Consider the following 20,508-nt stretch of genomic DNA (forward strand, 5'->3'; position numbering starts at 1 on the left):
TTGAGTTTCAGGAGGCGTAAACACCCCACCGCAATAAACAACTGTTGAGGTTTTTACCTCTTATGTTGAGCGGCTGTCAAGGCGAATGCCTGGCTATAGAATTCAGTAAATGCAGTGGTTTATGTGGCGTTGAAAGACGCTCGTTGCGCAAAGCAAGTCCACATGGGCGTAAGCGCGATAAAAAAAGCCCGATGAGGTTCATCGGGCTTTGCTATCCAACTGCATTAAATCAGATTAATCCAGCCATTCGGTGTGGAACACACCTTCTTTATCGGTACGTTTATATGTATGCGCACCGAAGTAATCACGCTGCGCCTGGATCAGGTTGGCAGGCAGTACGGCAGCGCGATAGCTATCGTAGTACGCTACTGCAGCAGAGAAGGTCGGCACCGGAATACCGTTCTGTACAGCGTAAGCAACCACATCACGCAGTGCCTGCTGGTATTCGTCAGCAATCTTCTTGAAGTAAGGCGCCAGAAGCAGGTTCGCGATACCTGCATTTTCCGCATAGGCATCGGTGATTTTCTGCAGGAACTGGGCGCGGATGATGCAACCTGCACGGAAGATCTTCGCGATTTCACCGTAGTTCAGATCCCAGTTGTTTTCGTCAGAAGCCGCGCGCAACTGAGAGAAACCTTGCGCGTAAGAGACAATTTTACCCAGGTACAGAGCACGACGAACCTTCTCAACGAATTCCGCTTTGTCACCAGCTGGTTTAGCCTGCGGACCAGACAGCACTTTGGAAGCCGCAACGCGCTGCTCTTTCAGAGAAGAGATGTAGCGAGCGAATACGGATTCGGTGATCAGAGACAGCGGTTCGCCCAGGTCCAGAGAGCTCTGGCTGGTCCATTTGCCGGTACCTTTGTTCGCCGCTTCGTCAAGAATCACATCGACCAGGTATTTACCCTCTTCATCTTTCTTCGTGAAGATATCTTTGGTGATGTCGATCAGATAGCTGTTCAGCTCGCCTTTGTTCCACTCGGTGAAGGTCTCTGCGAGTTCTTCGTTGGAGAGGTTCAGGCCACCCTTCAGCAGAGAGTAGGCTTCAGCAATCAGTTGCATGTCGCCGTATTCGATGCCGTTGTGAACCATCTTAACATAATGGCCTGCACCGTCCGGACCGATATAGGTCACACACGGCTCACCATCTTCCGCAACCGCAGCGATTTTGGTCAGGATTGGCGCAACCAGTTCATAGGCTTCTTTCTGGCCGCCAGGCATGATAGATGGGCCTTTCAGCGCGCCCTCTTCACCACCGGAGACACCGGTACCGATGAAGTTGAAACCTTCGGCAGAGAGTTCACGGTTACGACGAATGGTGTCCTGGAAGAAGGTGTTACCACCATCAATGATGATGTCGCCTTTATCCAGATAAGGTTTCAGGGAATCGATGGCTGCATCGGTACCTGCGCCCGCTTTCACCATTAACAGGATACGACGAGGCGTTTCCAGAGATTCAACAAACTCTTTAACCGTATAGAAAGGAACCAGCTTCTTACCCGGATTCTCAGCGATGACTTCTTCGGTCTTATCACGGGAGCGGTTGAAAACGGAGACGGTATAACCACGGCTTTCGATGTTGAGCGCCAGGTTGCGCCCCATCACTGCCATACCGACAACGCCGATCTGTTGCTTGGACATTACATACTCCTGTCAGGTGTGGTCGCCGCGACTTATGCGCGGCTTGAAATTAGTTAAATATTAACTTAAGTGCTTCACAGAAGGATAGAGAAATGTGCTTTTTAGAGATCAACATGCTTTCGCGAAGTAACAAACATGACAATTTTTATGCGAGTGCATAAAATCCAAATTGCTGTGAAGAAAAACAACCAGAGCAAATATTTCGAAGAAATGTATTGATCATCCATGATCTGGAAAAACAACGGAAAATAAAGAATTGAACTAAAAATAACAAAATATATACTTTTGGTTTTTCTAGCCAATTGATGAAAAAAGTTATGCAAGGTTCCGATAAATAACATGAAAAATGCATAACCTAGCAATCCAACATCAATAAATTTATACATGACTGTATATACATTTGTTCTGAAATAAGAATCTTCATAAAACGGTAACAACTGGCAACCATTAGTATCATTGCAATCCATAGATGGAAAACTTTTGAAATCCAAACTATCAAAAGCAAATAAGTTTGCAAATGTGTAACTACCAATATTACTAAGTAGCATATCAGTGAAACTATCATTGCCACGAATTTTATTTAGCAAGTAAAGTGAGCAGTACATTCCTGCCAATATCAAACCAACTATTGCTAAAATTAGTTTTGTGCTTGATGGTTTATAGTATGAACGAATAAAAAACACAGGAAGAACCATAAGCAAAAGTTTTATTTTGGCAGTGGAAAAAAACGCATATATGAGTGAAAGAAAAAGATGAAAATAGAATACCCGAGCATTTTCTTTGTTAGGGTTCTTAAATTTCACCACTGCACTTATATATAACACAGGATAAATAAAGTAATACAAGTAACCAAAAACCTTGAAATATTCATCTGGCTCACCGTAATTTATTATCAGCCGAATACCCATATACCAATTTTCGGAAATACTTTTACCTTCATTATACATATGAAAAATGATGAGTATCATTATTATATAAAAAGGCGCAACTAATAGCAGATTAACATTTTTTACTTCATAATTAGCAGTCAAACAATTAAAAGGAAGCTTTGAAAAAAGCCCTCCTAAAAAAAACATTAAATTGCCTACTAAAATCCAAAAAAGCGCTACAAATGAAATATACGTTATAGACGACTCGTAAAAAGCACATAAAACAAGCACTCCCCCCCATAGTGAATGCATTACTATCGTCGGAGACAACCTTTTGCCATTTAAACAAAACTCAAGTAATGTCAGAATAAGCAAAAAACTTATACAGATATAAATCATAAACACTCCCATCTGGGATGACTGAGCATATTTGATGATGTCAGTAGTATTTTCGCAGAGCTATCTAGCTATATAATTGCACTTTTATTTTTTTACTTCGGATGAAATAAATCATTCTCTTTTCAATGCAAGAATATACCAAGAAACCAACAATTAATGCAGTTCCAACTAGTAACAAACCAAATAAAGAAGAATTTTTAACCCCTATTTTATTCGAAATAATAGCTACAGGACTCAAAACAAAAGGATGAGAAAGATAAAGTGAGTATGAGCTATCACCTATTTTTTCAAAAATATTGGAAATGACATTTTTTCGATTTTTGAGAATAAATTCAAAAGACAGTAAGGAATAGAAAAGCATTGCCATTGGAATGCCAATAAGAAATGCACGGTCTATTTTTATAGTTAGTGATGGATGTTGATTAACAAAAATTAACATCAGGAAAGCAGTACTAAACACAACCAATCCCAGTTTAAAATTCACTAGACCCTTTTGATAAATCAAAAATAACAAAACCCCAAAACCAAATTCGACCAACCAATTACTCAACAGAAAATTAATATAAAGATTGTCAGTTTTTAGAAAAACCCCAATACAGGGAAAAGCAAAAAGCACGACCGCCAGAATGATATACTTTCCTTTCTCAACCGGCAAAAACAAAATGATTAAAGAAAAGATAATATAATAGTAAAATTCGTAAGTTAAGGTCCAGCCATTTTGAACAAGATATTTCGATTCTGTAGGAAGCAAGAAGAAAGAATCTACAATACTTGTATTTCCACCGGAAGAATTTACCAAAGAAGGGGCAAATATATAAACAAATAATGCCGCAAAAGAAAAAAACCAATATAAAGGAATGATTCTTTTAATCCTATGCATTATAAACTTTGTAAATGTTATATCTTTGTCATGCGTTGTATAACACATGATAAAACCCGAAATAACAAAAAAAAGGTCAACTCCAGAAGAACCTATAGTTAGCCAACCAAACGTTCCTGTATTATAAACTTGCCCTTTATACGCAGTATGGTGGAAAACGACTAACAGGGCAGCAATACCCCTTAAAAATTGAATAGAATACAGCATTCTTTAGTTGCCCTTTACGACATTAGTAATTTTACCCTAACCACATTACTTTAATACACGTTCAATAACAGATTGATATTTGTTGATAACGATTTGTTCATCGAATTCCTTTTCTATTTTCCTCCTACTCTTAAGCCCCATCTCAACTTTATGCTCAAAATCTAAACTTAAGAATTTATTTATACTTTCTACTAAGCTTGACGTAGAATTTGGCTTACACAAAAAACCGTTGAAGCCATTATCTACAACTTCCCTGCAACCAATATTATCAGTAGTGATTATTGGTCGTCCGATAGCTGCTGCTTCAAGAAGAGACTTAGGAACTCCCTCTCTGTAATATGATGGAAGCACAATACAATCAGCATTCAGTAAATGATCCTCAACCGAATCAGTAAACCCAAGATAAGTTATTAATCCCAAACGCTCCCATTCATTTATCTCATCAATTGAAACTGCAGAAGCACTGCTTTTATCAATGGGTCCTAATAAGAAAAATTCCAAATTTGGATAAACGCTTTTTAATACTCTAGCTGCTTCAACGAAATGATACACACCCTTTGAAGCAATAAGCCTAGCGACTAATAAGAACTTGATAGTTTTTTCATTTCTAATTGGAGAATAATTAAAGCGAGTTAAATCAACACCAGACCCAGGCAATCGGTCAGAACAATTATCAGTAATAACTCCCATTTTCACAAACAAATCTCTATCTTCTTCATTTTGGAAAAATATATAGTCTGCTTTTTTTTGGCTAGTTTTATATAAAAAGGAAACTAATTTTGAAAAAAAACCATTTTCAATAAAAACCACTCCCAATCCGGCTATATTATTAATCACCTTAATATTTAGCACACTGGCCGCTAAAGTTGCATAGATATTATTTTTAGGAGTGAAGTTTAAAGTCAGATTGATTTTGTATTGCTTAAAAACCTTATAAAAGGCGAATAATGTTTTAAGATCAGATAAAGGATTCTTACCCCACCGCTGCATTGGGATAACTATGAGAGTACATCCCAATTTTTCTAACTTATCTTGATATTCATCATCGGGACATATTGCAAAAACTTCATATCCTTTTTCTCGAAGCGCACGTATCGTGTTTTTACGAAAATTATAAATATACCAACTTGTATTTGCCGTGATAGAAATTTTCATTTGAATAGCTTATTTTAGGAAAGAATGTTTTTTCATCAAGCCATCTTTAATACCTCTCAGCATAAAGAGCATTCTTGATTTTCGTGGTGATACGTTTGAGAAAATGACAAACTTTATAGGCATCATGAATAATAATTTAAGTTTATAACCCCATTCGAATTGAGGCTCACGAAGGGAAAAAATCCAGTTGCGGTATACAAAATACAATCTAAACGGAGAACCAATATTGATAGATTTGCCAGCCGGGAGTTTCATGTCTTTTGCACCAAGATTATGCCGCATGGCTACTTTGGTCGTCATTAATACGTGATATCCCAGATATCGTGCTCTATAGCACCATTCGATATCTATCGAATCTATAAACCACTCAGCTTTATTAAAGCCAATAGCTGCAAAAACATCGACATTATATAACGTTCCTGAGGAAATAATCGACTTGACGCTAAATACAGAGTCATTTATTTTTACACTATTATGAAAATATTTTTCATAACGAGTATTATTTCTTTCATTAATAACTGAAGGACCAATACATGCTATTTTAATATTACTTTGATCTTTTACTTGCTTGTACTCTTCATAAAGATTTTCGATTAAACCATCTTCCACTGATGAATCTTGATCAAATGTTACTATATAATCAGCATTATATTTAATCGCATGCATAAAGCCTATATTCTGGGCATAGGCAATACCTAAATTTTCTTTAGGCTGAATGAGAATGACATCATCATTATTTTCGAGATAATCCTTCAAGCCATTCTGACTCAACAAATCGTTGCTGTTATCGACAATGATCACTTTATCAACTTGTTTGGTGATCGCTATTAAATTCTTCCCAAAAGAGTCTAAATCGGGATTAAACGTTACTATTAATGCAAAAATCTTCAATTTTGACTCCATAAAAAACATTTCTTCCTGAAACTAAACATAAGTAAGGAGGCGAGAGACTCAGTTATTAATACAGAGAGCGCTGCGCCGATAGCGCCATAATAATGAACTAGTATCGGCATATGTACCATATGAAGAATCGACACAGTGAAATAAATTAGCCTTAACAGCTTTGTTTTGCCCTGAGTTAAATACAAATTCTGAGCATAGGCGATACCGAATGATATAGAGATTATACTAAACGATAAAATATAATATATTGGCAATCCGGCAATATATTGCTCACCAAGGAATATTTGGTAAATTAATTGACTAAAAAGCAATAATCCAGCAACTATGAACAATGAAAAACCAACGAGAATAAATGTTGATTTGCGCCATAATAAATAAAAGTCACGCCCTTGTTTTTTTGATACTCTTGGGAAAAATGCCTGGGCGACGGGAGCCAATATCCCCTGAGCAGCGGCCTTCAATTTATCGGCACTAGAGTAATAACCAGTTTCAGTTGGTCCACGCACTGATCCTAAATATATTAAGGTTAATGTGCTGTATACGTTAGTAAAAACGTTAGAGATGAAAATATCGAAACCGCTTCTGAATCTTAATAGTAAACCATCCCATGACACTCTTCTGAATGTTTTATACTTTAATGCATATTTTAGGTAGATTGTTGAAAGTATATTCGGCAAAGCGACATTCATTGAATATGCTAACATGGCTATATATATATCTTCTTTATCTTTTACGAAAAAGACGACTAGCAGAATAGAGACTACTCTCGTTATTGATGTTGAGATAACAATAAAGCCTGTTCTTTCTTTTCCAATAAAGAAATGTGTTTGATTGCATACTGAACTTAAGACAGTAAAAATAAGTATTAAGTAACAACCGGCATAACCATACTCTGGTAAAAAAAAGTATGTTATCAAAACAATTATGGAACAAGAAATGAATATTACGAATCTGCAAGCTAATATTTCACTTAATATATTATTATCTTGTTTTTTATCCGACGATCTAGAAATATCTCTTGCACCAGTCAATGTAAATCCGTACTCAACCAACATAATAAGATATTGTTGCGCAGCAAGAAAAATAGATAATATACCGAACTGAGTAACACCAAGCCCTCGAGTAATCACTGGTAGTGTGATAAAAGGGAAAAGATAAATACTACCTCTAACTAAAAAAAGATGAAAAATAGACTTAAGGGGTACGTCTCTAATTAATTTGCGCATAAGCTTGTTGCATTGGTTATCTCCCCTGAAAAGTTATATCTTCAGGGGGAATATCCACTCAGAGGGTTTTTAACGCAGGTTGCTTTTCGTCTTTTGCAGAAAGCATCGGTTCTTTATCTAACGGCCATTCAATCTGAAGATCAGCATCGTTCCAGATCAGTCCTCTGTCGCTTTCAGGATGGTAGTAATTTGTCGTTTTATATACAAATTCTGCGGTTTCGCTTAACACCAAAAATCCATGAGCAAAACCTTCTGGGATCCACAACTGCCGTTTATTCTCAGCTGAAAGGTTCACCCCAACCCATTTCCCAAAAGTCGGTGAGGATTTGCGAATATCAACTGCAACATCAAATACTTCACCAGCAACACAGCGTACCAGTTTTCCCTGTGCATACGGTTCCAGTTGATAATGCAACCCGCGAAGCACGCCTTTGCAGGATTTGGAGTGATTATCCTGCACAAACTCTACTTTACGACCTACAGCCTCTTCAAATACTTTTTGACTGAAACTCTCAAAGAAAAAACCACGATCGTCACCAAAAACTTTTGGCTCAAAGATGAGTATATCTGGGATATCCGTTTTAATAACATTCATGTCTTAGTAACCTTTAATCATCTTAAGCAGATATTGTCCATAGGCATTTTTTTTCAATGGTTCAGCCAGTTTCTTTACCTGCTCTGCATTAATAAAACCTTTGCGATAAGCGATTTCTTCAGGACAAGATACTTTGAGTCCCTGACGCTCTTCAATTGTCGCAATAAAGTTACTTGCTTCTATAAGACTCTGATGAGTACCAGTATCGAGCCATGCGTATCCACGTCCCATCATTGCCACTGAAAGACGACCTTGTTCCAGATAAATACGATTAATATCAGTAATCTCCAACTCACCGCGCGCAGAAGGTTTAAGGTTCTTCGCCATTTCCACTACATCATTATCGTAGAAATAGAGCCCAGTTACAGCATAGTTGCTTTTAGGTTCCAGCGGCTTCTCTTCCAGGCTGATGGCCGTACCATTTTTGTCGAACTCCACCACGCCATAACGTTCAGGATCATTGACGTGATAAGCGAATACCGTTGCACCATTGCCTTTACTCACTGCGGCTTCCAGCTGTTTAGGCAGGTCATGGCCGTAGAAAATATTATCGCCCAGCACCAGCGCACAGCTGTCGTTACCAATGAACTCTTCGCCAATGATAAAGGCCTGAGCCAGTCCATCAGGGCTTGGCTGTACTTTATACTGAAGGTTTAACCCCCACTGACTGCCGTCGCCCAGAAGCTGTTCAAAGCGCGGAGTATCCTGTGGCGTACTGATGATCAGAATGTCTTTAATCCCTGCCAGCATCAGCGTTGACAACGGGTAGTAGATCATCGGTTTATCATAAATGGGCAGCAGTTGTTTACTCACCGCCATGGTCACTGGGTAGAGACGAGTGCCGGATCCACCAGCAAGAATAATACCTTTACGCGTAGCCATTATAATTTCTCTATAAACACAAAATGCCCGAAAACGGGCATTTATTTAACGATTAAAGTGATTGAGTTGTAAAAAGCTCAGCCAGCATGCGCTTAACACCAACATCCCATGTGGGCAATACCAGACCAAAGTTATGCTGGAATTTCTCTGTGCTTAACCGCGAATTCTGCGGCCGACGAGCAGGTGTCGGGTAAGCATTTGTCGGCACTGCGTTGAGCTTTTCAATCGCTAGTTCAATGCCTGCCTTTCTGGCTTCATCAAATACCAGCGCTGCATAGTCATACCAGGTTGTCGTATCGGATGCCACCAGGTGATAAAGACCAGCCACTTCTGGTTTTACCATCGCCACCCGAATAGCATGCGCGGTACAATCTGCCAGTAATTCTGCACCTGTAGGTGCACCAACCTGATCGTTAATAACAGAAAGTTCTTTACGTTCTTTCGCCAGACGCAGCATGGTTTTCGCGAAATTGTTACCTTTACCCGCGTAGACCCAGCTGGTACGGAAAATGAGATGGTTAGGGCAATGCTCTTGCAGCGCTTTTTCGCCATCAAGTTTAGTCTGCCCATAAACATTCAAAGGCGCTGTTGTATCCGTTTCACGCCATGGTTTATCCCCATCGCCCGGAAAAACGTAATCTGTCGAATAATGAACAACCCAGGCCCCAATTTTTGCAGCTTCCTTCGCAATAGCTTCAACGCTGGTTGCGTTCAGTAACTGCGCAAACTCTGGCTCAGATTCTGCTTTATCAACAGCGGTGTGAGCAGCTGCGTTAACGATCACATCAGGTTTGATGGCACGAACCGTCTCAGCAATCCCTTCCGGATTGCTAAAATCCCCACAGTACTCTTTGGAATGCACATCAAGTGCAATCACGTTCCCTAACGGTGCGAGTGCGCGCTGGAGTTCCCAACCCACCTGCCCCGTCTTGCCGAACAGAAGAATGTTCATTATTGACGTTCTCCGTAATTCTGTTCGATCCAGGTCTTATAGGCACCGCTTTTAACGTTGTTAACCCAGTCCTGGTTGCTCAAATACCATTCCACGGTCTTGCGGATACCGCTTTCAAACGTCTCTTCCGGCTTCCATCCCAACTCGACGCCAATTTTATGCGCATCAATCGCGTAGCGGCGGTCATGCCCTGGGCGGTCAGCAACATAGGTAATCTGGTCGCGATACGAACCCTCTTTCGGCACAATCTCATCAAGCAGATCGCAAATAGTATGCACAACATCCAGATTCTGCTTTTCGTTATGACCACCGATGTTATAAGTTTCTCCCGGTTTACCCTGAGTTACGACGGTGTAAAGTGCACGCGCATGGTCTTCAACGTACAGCCAGTCACGGATCTGGTCGCCTTTGCCATAAATTGGCAGCGGTTTACCGTCCAGGGCATTCAAAATCACCAGCGGGATCAGTTTCTCAGGGAAATGATACGGGCCGTAGTTATTGGAGCAGTTAGTGACGATGGTCGGGAATCCATAGGTACGCAGCCATGCGCGAACCAGGTGATCGCTGGAGGCTTTAGACGCAGAATATGGGCTGCTTGGCGCATAAGCTGTGGTTTCGGTAAAGAGCGGCAGAGCGGTAGAAGCCGGATGCTCGTCCGGGTGCGGCAAATCGCCATACACTTCATCGGTAGAGATATGATGGAAACGAAACGCCTTCTTCGCCGCATCATCTAAAGTGGACCAGTAAGCACGAGCCGCTTCCAGCAATACATAGGTACCGACAATATTGGTTTCAATAAACGCGGCCGGGCCGGTAATGGAACGATCGACATGACTCTCAGCCGCCAGGTGCATAACGGCATCCGGCTTATGCTCAGCAAAGATACGATCCATGGCACTCTTGTCGCAAATGTCCGCATGCTCAAAGACATATCTGGCGCTATCACTCACTTCGGTAAGCGACTCAAGGTTGCCAGCATACGTCAGTTTATCAACATTGACGACTTCATCCTGGGTATTTTTAATAATATGTCGCACCACTGCTGAGCCGATAAAGCCGGCTCCGCCCGTCACAAGAATTTTCACGTTATCTATTCCGTCTAATGGATATGTCGAGATATTGGCGTTCTGAAGCTGGATAATTAATATCGGCTTCAGAAATTTTGCACGCTACCGCCCCTGGCTTAACAGCTACCAGTGCACTGAGCGAAGTTTGAATAAATGATTTTTCTGGTCTGGATTCAGACAAAAACTGGCGTTAATTGTCGTCCTAAATGACCTCAGAAACAAGCACAAATCGTCACAAATCTGACCAGATTTAAATCAGATAAATCCATGTTATCATTAGAATTAATAACGAAAAACGGCAGTCATCATTTTGGTTATGTTGCAACATACCCAATGATGACTGCCGCTTGCGTAAATCAAGTAAGATAAAATCAGTCGTTAGCTAACAACTTCTCAATCCGGCTTCTGAACTTCGCCCCTTCCTTCAGGTTACGCAGTCCATAGTTCACAAATGCCTGCATATAGCCCAGCTTTTTACCACAGTCGTAGCTCTCACCGGTCATCAGCATCGCGTCAACAGACTGCTTTTTCGCCAGCTCGGCAATCGCATCGGTCAACTGGATACGGTCCCAGGCACCTGGTTCGGTTTTTTCCAGCTCGGCCCAGATATCCGCGTTCAGGACATAACGGCCAACCGCCATCAGGTCAGAATCCAGCGTCTGCGGCTGATCCGGTTTTTCGATGAACTCAACGATGCGGCTCACCTGCCCTTCTGTCTCCAGCGCTTCTTTAGTCTGGATTACAGAGTACTCGGACAGATCGCCTTTCATGCGTTTCGCCAGCACCTGACTGCGGCCTGTTTCGTTGAAACGCGCCACCATCGCCGCCAGGTTGTAGCGCAGCGGATCCGCAGAAGCGGTATCGATGATGATATCCGGCAGGACAACGATGAACGGGTTGTCGCCCACGACCGGACGAGCACACAGGATGGAGTGACCCAGGCCCAGCGGTTGCGCCTGACGCACGTTCATGATGGTCACGCCAGGAGGACAAATAGACTGCACTTCGGCCAGCAGTTGACGTTTAACACGCTGCTCCAGCAGCGCTTCGAGTTCGTAAGAGGTGTCGAAGTGGTTTTCTACCGCATTCTTGGACGAGTGCGTAACCAGAACGATTTCTTTGATCCCTGCAGCAACAATCTCGTCGACGATGTATTGAATCATCGGCTTGTCGACGATCGGTAGCATCTCTTTTGGAATGGCTTTTGTGGCTGGCAGCATATGCATGCCCAGTCCGGCTACCGGAATGACTGCTTTCAAATTAATCATTATTTCTTCCACCTTAAAATGGTTGACGAATTATAGCTCTTAAACCTGTTTTCGCCAGCATGATTTGCCGTAATCCTGAAGGGATATTACGCCTTAGCATCACAAATTACAGTAGTTGTAATCTGAATAGAATGCGATTCCATGCCAGGAATAGTCGCAAAAAAGCCCGCTGACGATTATCTGTGCGGAAGTGCGAAGTTCAGCCGTTCCGTATTCACCACATGCTGATCCACCCGGTCAATATCCACCGAGCTCTGCCCCTTCTCATTCACTGCTTTGATGTTTGCCAGCGACAGCAACGTCTCGTCTTTCGCCATGAATTTACCCCGTACATCCTTACGCAGGTCGAAGTTCAGCTTCAGGGCCGGCCCGATTGCCGCTTCCTGCATCACATTGATATTGCGTAAGAAAAGATGCTGAGGTTTGTTATGCAGCTCTAACGTCGCACGCTGCATCTCGACGTTGGTGATGGCCACAAACGAGGTCGCATTACCGGATGAAATTTGTATGCCGCGCAACTTATAGGCAAGCTGGCTATTATTCAGACGAATATCGTTAAGCTTGAAATTCTGCGGAATCGAGAGGTAGTCGCCTTTAATCACACCGTAACCGATTAACATTCCGGCACTATTGACCATATCGACATTATCAATAACGAAATTATCACAGCCATAAATTGCTACGGTGGCATTGTCTATTCCCGCCTTTTTACTGAAATCAGGCGTAATATTTTTGGCCTTAATATTGCGAATAATAAAGTGCTTACCGTTCTCGACGTGGACCAACTGACGGCAGTTGCTGCCGGTGATATTGGCCACCACAAAGTTCTTCACGGTCTGCTTTTCCGGGTAGTCGTTGTCGTAGGTACTGCCCGCGAGGCCAATACCAATCCCCCAGTTAATCTTCCCGTTGGTACAGTTGATGTTGTCGATCACATGGTCGGAGATCAGGATATTTCGATCATTGATGGCCACGTTCCACTCGATCGCATCGCCCTGCAGATGGCTGAATGTGCTGTTGGTGATGCGGGCGCCGTCCACCTGGTTATGAAACCCCTGGCGCAGAATGGCGTAATTGGCCTGGCTCACGCGGATGTTATCAATAACCAGATTACGCATCACGCTGGGCTTTTTGCCGCCAATGTAAATTTGCGTTACCGGGCCAAATCCGCTCATCGCCAGCCCTTTGATCACACAGTCTGAGCCGCGAACGTCAAGGGTGATATTTTCGGTACGACCTTCGCCCTCACCGATGACTTTGCTGCCCTCCTGCAGGACAAAGCGCCCCCGGCCATTGCCGGTTAACGCCCCACGAATCAGCAGCGTTTTGCCGTCAGGAATGAAAATGCCCGTGTTGATGTTTTTGCAGGTGAGCCCTGCAGGGACAACGACGGTGTCGCCTTCGCTAAACGCTTGCTTAAAGGCGGCGATCCAGTCGTTGTTGTTGTACTGATTAACAGAGACCGTCTTGCCGGTTGCCGCCCGCGCAACGCGGGACGACAGCAGCGGCATTGCCGCAAGGACGGACAGAGAAGAGACAAAGCTGCGTCGGGTAATCTTTTTCAGCATATAACCTCGGCGTTACAACGTTTGCAGCAGGCTCGCTAACTGGCGATTGATCACCTGCTGGTTAAAATCTGCCTCAACTTTTTGTCGGGCATTGTGCAGCACGGGCTCCAGCGTCTGCTGGTCGATATCGCTAAACGCGGCCAGCCGATCGGCCAGGGCCATGGCGTTATTTTCGGGGACCAGCCAGCCGGAATGGTCAGACTTGATCAGCTCCGGGATCCCGCTGTGCAGGGTCGATACCACCGGGATCCCCACCGCCATCGCTTCCATCAGCGCCACCGGAATGCCTTCCATGTCGCCATCGGCACCGGTAACGGACGGCAGCAGAAACACGTCGGCTTCATCGAGCATGGCCTTCACCTCGTGGCTCGGCTTAAAGCCCGGCATCTCCACGTGCGCTTCCAGCTGATATTGTTCAATAAGCGTACGCAGACGTCGCTCCCACGGGCCGATACCCAGAATGCGATAGTGGAAATCCACGCCGCGCGCCTTTAACTGACGGCAGGCTTCAATCGCCACATGCAGCCCTTTCTTCTCGGTCAGTCGGGCAACGGAGATAATCTGCAGCGGTTTACCCGGCACCTTGACCGGACGGCGGGTAAAGCGCGCCAAATCCACGCCCATCCGCGAGACGGTGATTTTCTCGCCCGGGCAGCCCATGTTTTTGAGGCGTCCGGCCCACAGATCGCTGATGGGCAGCATCATGTCGCCGCGCTGGAACAGCTGCTGATACTCCGGGGTGTAATGGTTCAGCACCTCACGGCTGGAGATATCGATACCGTGGAAGATCGTGGCGATCTTCCCGTCAATGACCCCCAGCTCGCGCAGTTTGGCTGCGGTCACTCCCGCAGGGCCAAAGTGGGCGATAAACACATCAGCACGGTACGGCTGCGCCGTTTGCCCGCAGATGGCCGACAGGATCAGATTGCGCGACTCCGCGCCATAGCGGGATATGTTCAGCGCACGCCAGGTTGATGCGCGATGGAGCCCGCGTAAGGTCTGGTTGGCGCGGTAGCGCAGTTTGTTCACTTTTCCGGAGGGCTCATCCTGCAGCCAGCGGGTTTTCGCCTCCAGCCCATACTGGGTATACGCCGCATGGGTGTTTTGTGTATCGCCCTTTTGCAGGGCGATAATTTCCACGTCATATCCCATATCGATAAACGCGGTGACTTGATTGAGTACAAAGGTTTCAGACGACAGTGGAAATTTCAGTAAGAAGAAACCAACCTTCATTTCCCCTCCCGCACGCGGTCAAGCACCGATTTCACCATCCCCATGCCCTTTTCGCGCTCGGCTTTTACCGCCACGGCCAGGCGCTCATTGACGGCGGGCAGTTGCCCAAGGGTGTCGCCCACCATTGCGCCGAGCGAGCCATCCAGCAGATGACGGATATCCACGGCCATTTCCGGCATCCCCAGTTGCTGCATAATCCCGGCAGATTTGTGCTCATAGTTAATGGCAATGGCCGGCGTGCCGAAGTTCATCGAGATGATGGCAGAGTGCAGACGGGTGCCCACGGTCAGGTCACAGGCGGAGAGCAGTTTGCCCATCTCCAGATCGTTCAGTTCGTCCATTACCACGTGATACCGTGTCGGATCGTTCACCAGATGACGCAGGTTCAGCGCCACCATGCGATCATCCTTATTGTAGCTATCGATACCAGTACAGGTGGAGAGCGCCAGCACCTGATAACCGCTGTCCAGCACGCGGTTAACGACCTCGGCAAAGGCCTTCTCGTAGGCGGCCTGAGTCGTACCTAAACGTTTATCAAAAGGCGCCAGCTCGCGCAGGGTAATGGCGACAGTTTTCTGTTTCGCCGCCACGTCCAGCCAGTGTTGCACCGCGTAGCTCGGCTGGAAGCTGTCGTCCTGGTGATCCACCAGCCACGCAGTATCCACCCCGTGCTCGACTTTCGAGGTGTCGATCTCGCTGCGCTTCATCATGTCGAGGCTGACTGACTCACGCAAAATCAGGGCATCGCAGTGGCCAAACACATAGTTTGCCAGCTGGTTGAACTGAGGTTCCTGGAATGGCCCGACGCTGTGACCAATCATAAACAGCGGCTTCTTCGCCATAAAGGTACAGAGGGCGTGCTCAAACTGCGGCACGCCGTAGAGATCGACAAAGAACGAACCGCCCACCTGAATGATGGCGTCATAGCCGGAAAGCAAACGCACAAAATCGGTAAAGCCCTGCGCGATGGCGATGTTGCGCAGTTTGCCGGTGTCGGTTACGCGAGAAAGCAGCACCTGATGCTGGTAGCGGCGACGCAACACTTTCTTCACGCGCCCCATCACGCCCGCAGCGTTATTATGCTGTTTCATCTGGCTGTAGAGCGGGTCGCCCATCACCGGGCGGTTCAGTAACCAGGATGAGCTGACCGGGTAACGGCTCATCACGTCCACTTCTGTCTCAGGCTTAAGGGTGTTAATTGCATCCAGTAAACCGCGCAGGATGGCGCTGTCGCCACGGTTGCCGCAGGTATGGTTGCCAAGAATTAATAATTTCATAATGGCCTCTTAAATAACTAGCCTGCGCGAAGCAGCGTTTTCATTTTTTCGTTACGGCAAAACTGGCGCTTCATCTCCACCACCAGCGCATTACGTGACAGCACAATCATCACCCCAAACGCCAGCGCGCCCGCGGCAACCTGCACTGCCAGCAGCGCGGCCAGGGGCAAATGGCCCTTCAGGAGCATGCCCAGACCGTAGCTCACCACCAGGGTCGGCAAGGAGAGATAAAACGGCAGCCACAGGCTCAGGATGTACTGACGGTAGCTGGAGCCCAGCACCGGCTTGATCATGATGAAGTAGCTCAGCACGGTGTTGATGATTTGCACCAGCAGAAAGCCCAGCGTGACGCCAATGGCGCCCGCCATGTGTCCGCCGACGATAATTGCCGGAATAAACAGGAAGGTTTTAAACACATTGAACTTAAAGCTGATATCCACGCGCGCTTTCGCCATCAGCAGGGAGCCAATCGGGTTCCCCACGGAGCGCAGCAGCCCAACCACGCAGAGCAACTGCAGGATCGGGATGATGCTGTTCCATTTCTCGCCAAACACCAGCGGCACAAAGTTACTCGACACTACCATCAGACCCAGCAGTACCGGGAAGTTAATAATGCCGACCACGGATAGCAGCTTGTAGAAGTTGAAGCGCAGCTTTTCAGTGTCGTCCTGAATCTTGGTGAACGCCGGAAACAGCACGCGGGTGATAATCGGGTTGAGCTTCATCGGCGGGACGACCGCAACGTTGTAGGCCAGGTTATAGCCCCCCGCGACGCTCGCCCCCAGAATGCGCGCCAGCACCAGCGTGGAAAGGTTGGTGTTGACGTAGTTGATGATGCTGTCGGCCGTCAGCCAGGCGCCAAAGCGCAGGTTTGAGGAGACAGACGCCAGCGAGAAATGCAGGCCCGGGCGGTAAATCTTGCGGCCAAAGTAGCCGAACAGCAGCGTACGCACGGCAGAGTTCACCAGATACCCCAGAATGGCGGTCATGGCCAGCGGCCAGAAATGGGCGCTCACCACCGTGAAGGTAAAGCCCGCCAGCACGGCGCTGGTTTCAATCATGCCGATCTTGTTGAATTCCAGCTCTTTTTGCATCAGCGCGCGGAACTGCTGCCCGTGTGGGATCACCACAAAGGCAAACGACAGCGTGCGCATCAGCGGGGCCAGATCCGGGTTGTGCAGCACGCTGGCGATCACATCGCTCAGCAGGAACACCAGCACAAAAACAAAAATCCCCAGCCCGACGTTCAGCCAGTAGAGCGTGGTCAGCTCCAGCTGGCTAATCTCTTTGCGCTGGATAATCGAGTTGGCGATACCGAAGTCAGACAGCGTGTCGGCCAGCGCGATAATCACCAGCGAGACGGTCAGCAGACCGAACTGGTGGTTATCGATAATGCGCGCCAGCACGGTCATCTGCACCAGACCCAGGCCAATGATGACGATAGTCGCCATCGCTGACCACTTGGCGCCGCTGATGGTTTTTTCACGTAAGCTCATCTTAGTACGCCGCTTTGTTCACGAAACCTTTGAAGATGGTCAGAAAGACGATTTTGATATCGAACCAGAGGCTCCACTCACGGATGTACTCAAGGTCGAACTCAATGCGTTTTTCCATTTTTTCCAGCGTGTCGGTTTCACCGCGCCAGCCGTTAATTTGCGCCCAGCCGGTAATGCCTGGCTTCACTTTATGGCGCAGCATGTAGCCTTCAATCAGCGAACGGTACTGCTCGTTATGGGCGACCGCATGCGGACGTGGCCCGACAATCGACATACCGCCAGTAAAGACGTTGATAAACTGCGGCAGCTCGTCCAGCGAGGTGCGGCGCAGGAAATTCCCCACGCGGGTCACGCGCGGATCGTTCTGCGTTGCCTGCGTCACCACTTTGTCGTTCTCCATCACCTTCATGGAGCGGAATTTCCACACCATGATCGGCTTACCGTCCATGCCGTAGCGCGTCTGACGGAAGATAACCGGCCCGGGAGAGCTCAACTTCACCGCCAGGGCAATGCAGCACAGCACCGGGGAGATCAGCAGAAGGATCAGCGAAGAGAGCACAATATCTTCCAGGCGTTTGAGAACACGGTTGATCCCCGACAGCGGCGTGTCGTACAGCGGCACCACCGGCACACCGTTCACCTCTTCAATACGGGAATGAAGGATGTTGAAGGTAAAGACGTCCGGAATGAGGATCACGGAACAGGTGGTGTCCGCCAGGTCGCGCATCAGTTTCTTAATGCGGGACTCCTCTTTCATCTGCATCGCAATGTAGACATTGTGAATTTTGCCCGCTTTCGCATCGTCAATCAGCTGGTCGTAGTTGCCCGCCCAGTCCGACGGCACGCCACCCGGTTTCGCGTCGTGGTAGATGCCCACCACTTCAAAACCTAACCACGGCTCTTTGCGGAAGCTATCAAGCAGCACCTGCCCCACCGGCAGATCGCCCGCCACGGCGACGTAGCGGCGGTTATAACCACGGTTACGCAGCCAGCCCGCGCCAAAGCGGATCAGCGAGCGGCAAACCACCATGCCGACACTGGTCAACAGATACCAGCACAGATACGTCACCAGACGATTATCAAAATCATGGCTGAACGCCACCAGGCCCGCGCTGAAGATCAGGCTTAAGGTCCAGTTCTGCAGCAACAGCATCAGTTCGGTGGTCATCTTGACGCCACGCCACGAACGATAGAAATCCGTCATCCCGCCGATCATCTGAAACACGACCAGCGCAATCAGTGCCATCAGCAGATGCATGTATAAGAACGATTGCCCGCTGATCCAACACACCGCCCACAATCCGCCGACCATGATGGTGATATCAGAAAAACGCTGCACCATAGAGATTAACGATGCATTCGTTCTCGCTCGTTCGCGCTTTTTTAGATTCGTCATCGTTGTTCCTGTATTCGGTTTCCCCTCCCACCGGGAGGGGCAAATATTACTGATTCAACAGCGCCAGAATGTCCTTCGTTCGGGCTTCCATCAGCGCGGTGTCGGCGCGTGATTCCACGTTCAGGCGCACTACCGGCTCGGTATTGGACGAGCGCAGGTTAAAGCGCCACTGCGGGAACGACATGCTGATACCGTCGGTACGGTCAATTTCCAGCGCGTGGATAGCAAAGTGCTGCTCCACGCGGGCAATGGCCTCAGCAGGCTGCGCCAGTTTGCTGTTGATCTCTCCACTTGCCGGGAAGGCTGCCATACGGTCACGCACCAGCTCGCCCAGCGTCTGACCTTTCAGGCACAGCAGCTCAGTCACCAGCAGCCACGGGATCATCCCGCTATCGCAGTAGGCAAAATCACGGAAGTAGTGGTGGGCGCTCATCTCGCCGCCATAGATGGCGTCTTCTTCGCGCATACGCTCTTTAATAAACGCATGACCGGTTTTGGACATCACCGGCGTACCGCCTGCGGCAGATACCACGTCAACGGTGTTCCAGGAAAGGCGTGGGTCATGAATGATCTTCGCCCCCGGATTTTTCTCGAGGAACGCTTCCGCCAGCAGGCCGACAATGTAATAGCCTTCGATGAACTGCCCCTTCTCATCGAACAGGAAGCAACGGTCGAAATCGCCGTCAAAGGCGATACCCATATCCGCACCGTGTTCAATCACCGCATTGCGGGTGTCGTCGCGGCACTCTGGCAGCAGCGGGTTCGGGATACCGTTCGGGAAGTTGCCGTCCGGGGTGTTGTGTACCTTGACGAAGGTAACCGGCACGTTCAGCGCCTTGAAACGGGCTTCCAGGGCATCTACCACTGGGCCCGCCGCGCCGTTACCGGAGTTGATGACCAGCTTCAACGGCTTAAGGTTCGCCACGTTGATGTAGCCCAGCAGGTGGTCGATGTACTCTTTACGCAGATCGATCTGCTTGTAGCTGCCGCGTGCAGACTCGTTCACCGGCGGGAAGTCGTTGGCTTCCGCCAGACGCTGCACGTCACGCAGGCCGGTGTCGCCGCTGATAGGGCGCGCGCCCTTGCGCACCAGCTTCATGCCGTTGTAATCCATCGGGTTATGGCTGGCCGTGACTTCAATCCCGCCGTCCACGCCCAGGTGGAAGGTGGCAAAATAGATCTCTTCGGTTCCGGAAAGGCCGATATCCAGCACGTCCACGCCCGCGTCCTGCAGCCCTTTGGCCAGCGCCAGCTTCAGGGATTCGCTGGTCAGACGCACGTCACCGCCCAGCACGATAGTTTTCGGTTTCAGGTATTCGCCGTACGCGCGGCCGATGCGCCACGCAATGTCTTCATTCAGCTCTTCGCCCAGCTTGCCGCGAATATCGTAGGCTTTAAAACAGGTTAACTTTTCCATCATGACCCCTTTTTCAGGCAACAGTTGGCCCGCCCAATTAACAGGCAAAATATTTTTTATTCATTCGTAGGCCCGGT

Annotated in this window: 17 protein-coding genes; all 17 read right to left on the bottom strand. The window is 47.3% G+C overall.

Annotation, left to right across the window (positions count from 1 at the left end):
• Positions 1-234 precede the first annotated feature (234 nt).
• Entirely contained in the window at positions 235-1,641 is a 1,407-nt protein-coding gene (gene gndA, locus EKN38_RS00125) for an NADP-dependent phosphogluconate dehydrogenase (RefSeq protein ID WP_014832602.1), read from the bottom strand.
• 101 nt (positions 1,642-1,742) lie between these two features.
• Positions 1,743-2,909 (bottom strand): O-antigen polymerase, encoded by a 1,167-nt coding sequence (locus EKN38_RS00130; protein WP_014832603.1) that lies wholly within the window; start codon positions 2,907-2,909, stop codon positions 1,743-1,745.
• Positions 2,910-2,973: 64 nt separating this feature from the next.
• Positions 2,974-3,996, bottom strand: a complete 1,023-nt coding sequence (locus EKN38_RS00135; RefSeq protein ID WP_014832604.1) for an acyltransferase family protein — start codon at positions 3,994-3,996, stop codon at positions 2,974-2,976.
• A gap of 45 nt (positions 3,997-4,041) precedes the next feature.
• A complete protein-coding gene (locus tag EKN38_RS00140; protein WP_126521525.1) occupies positions 4,042-5,151 on the bottom strand; it encodes a glycosyltransferase family 4 protein in 1,110 nt (369 codons plus the stop codon).
• Positions 5,152-5,160: 9 nt separating this feature from the next.
• Positions 5,161-6,054, bottom strand: coding sequence for a glycosyltransferase family 2 protein (locus tag EKN38_RS00145; RefSeq protein WP_014832606.1), 894 nt, complete (start codon positions 6,052-6,054; stop codon positions 5,161-5,163).
• Positions 6,039-7,280: an oligosaccharide flippase family protein gene (locus tag EKN38_RS00150; RefSeq protein ID WP_014832607.1), complete on the bottom strand. Its 1,242-nt coding sequence runs from the start codon at positions 7,278-7,280 to the stop codon at positions 6,039-6,041. Before EKN38_RS00150 ends, EKN38_RS00145 begins: the two co-directional genes overlap by 16 nt.
• Positions 7,281-7,338: 58 nt before the next feature.
• On the bottom strand, positions 7,339-7,875 hold the full coding sequence (rfbC, locus tag EKN38_RS00155; RefSeq protein ID WP_014832608.1) for a dTDP-4-dehydrorhamnose 3,5-epimerase: 537 nt from the start codon (positions 7,873-7,875) through the stop codon (positions 7,339-7,341).
• A gap of 3 nt (positions 7,876-7,878) precedes the next feature.
• The gene (gene rfbA, locus EKN38_RS00160) at positions 7,879-8,757 is read right to left on the bottom strand and encodes a glucose-1-phosphate thymidylyltransferase RfbA (RefSeq protein ID WP_014832609.1); all 879 of its coding nucleotides are present in this window, start codon (positions 8,755-8,757) and stop codon (positions 7,879-7,881) included.
• Positions 8,758-8,809: 52 nt separating this feature from the next.
• Positions 8,810-9,709, bottom strand: a complete 900-nt coding sequence (gene rfbD / locus EKN38_RS00165) for a dTDP-4-dehydrorhamnose reductase (protein ID WP_014832610.1) — start codon at positions 9,707-9,709, stop codon at positions 8,810-8,812.
• Entirely contained in the window at positions 9,709-10,794 is a 1,086-nt protein-coding gene (gene rfbB, locus EKN38_RS00170; RefSeq protein WP_014832611.1) for a dTDP-glucose 4,6-dehydratase, read from the bottom strand. The genes rfbD and rfbB overlap by 1 nt, the downstream gene beginning before the upstream one ends.
• A 353-nt stretch (positions 10,795-11,147) precedes the next feature.
• A complete protein-coding gene (gene galF, locus EKN38_RS00175) occupies positions 11,148-12,044 on the bottom strand; it encodes a GalU regulator GalF (protein ID WP_013097865.1) in 897 nt (298 codons plus the stop codon).
• Positions 12,045-12,220: 176 nt separating this feature from the next.
• On the bottom strand, positions 12,221-13,612 hold the full coding sequence (gene wcaM / locus EKN38_RS00180) for a colanic acid biosynthesis protein WcaM (RefSeq protein WP_014832612.1): 1,392 nt from the start codon (positions 13,610-13,612) through the stop codon (positions 12,221-12,223).
• 12 nt (positions 13,613-13,624) lie between these two features.
• Positions 13,625-14,845, bottom strand: coding sequence for a colanic acid biosynthesis glycosyltransferase WcaL (wcaL, locus tag EKN38_RS00185; protein WP_126521527.1), 1,221 nt, complete (start codon positions 14,843-14,845; stop codon positions 13,625-13,627).
• On the bottom strand, positions 14,842-16,122 hold the full coding sequence (gene wcaK / locus EKN38_RS00190; RefSeq protein WP_014832614.1) for a colanic acid biosynthesis pyruvyl transferase WcaK: 1,281 nt from the start codon (positions 16,120-16,122) through the stop codon (positions 14,842-14,844). Before wcaK ends, wcaL begins: the two co-directional genes overlap by 4 nt.
• Positions 16,123-16,139: 17 nt before the next feature.
• Positions 16,140-17,618 carry a colanic acid undecaprenyl disphosphate flippase WzxC gene (gene wzxC / locus EKN38_RS00195; protein WP_126521529.1) on the bottom strand — a complete coding sequence of 493 codons (1,479 nt, stop codon included), beginning with the start codon at positions 17,616-17,618 and terminating at the stop codon, positions 16,140-16,142.
• Between the two features lies 1 nt (position 17,619).
• Complete coding sequence (wcaJ, locus tag EKN38_RS00200; protein ID WP_014832616.1) at positions 17,620-19,014, bottom strand: undecaprenyl-phosphate glucose phosphotransferase; 1,395 nt, start codon at positions 19,012-19,014, stop codon at positions 17,620-17,622.
• Between the two features lie 46 nt (positions 19,015-19,060).
• The gene (gene cpsG / locus EKN38_RS00205; RefSeq protein ID WP_014832617.1) at positions 19,061-20,431 is read right to left on the bottom strand and encodes a colanic acid biosynthesis phosphomannomutase CpsG; all 1,371 of its coding nucleotides are present in this window, start codon (positions 20,429-20,431) and stop codon (positions 19,061-19,063) included.
• Between the last annotated feature and the right edge of the window lie 77 nt (positions 20,432-20,508).

The organism is Enterobacter sp. WCHEn045836 (assembly GCF_003965585.1).
GTDB classification, from domain to species: Bacteria; Pseudomonadota; Gammaproteobacteria; order Enterobacterales; family Enterobacteriaceae; genus Enterobacter; species Enterobacter dissolvens.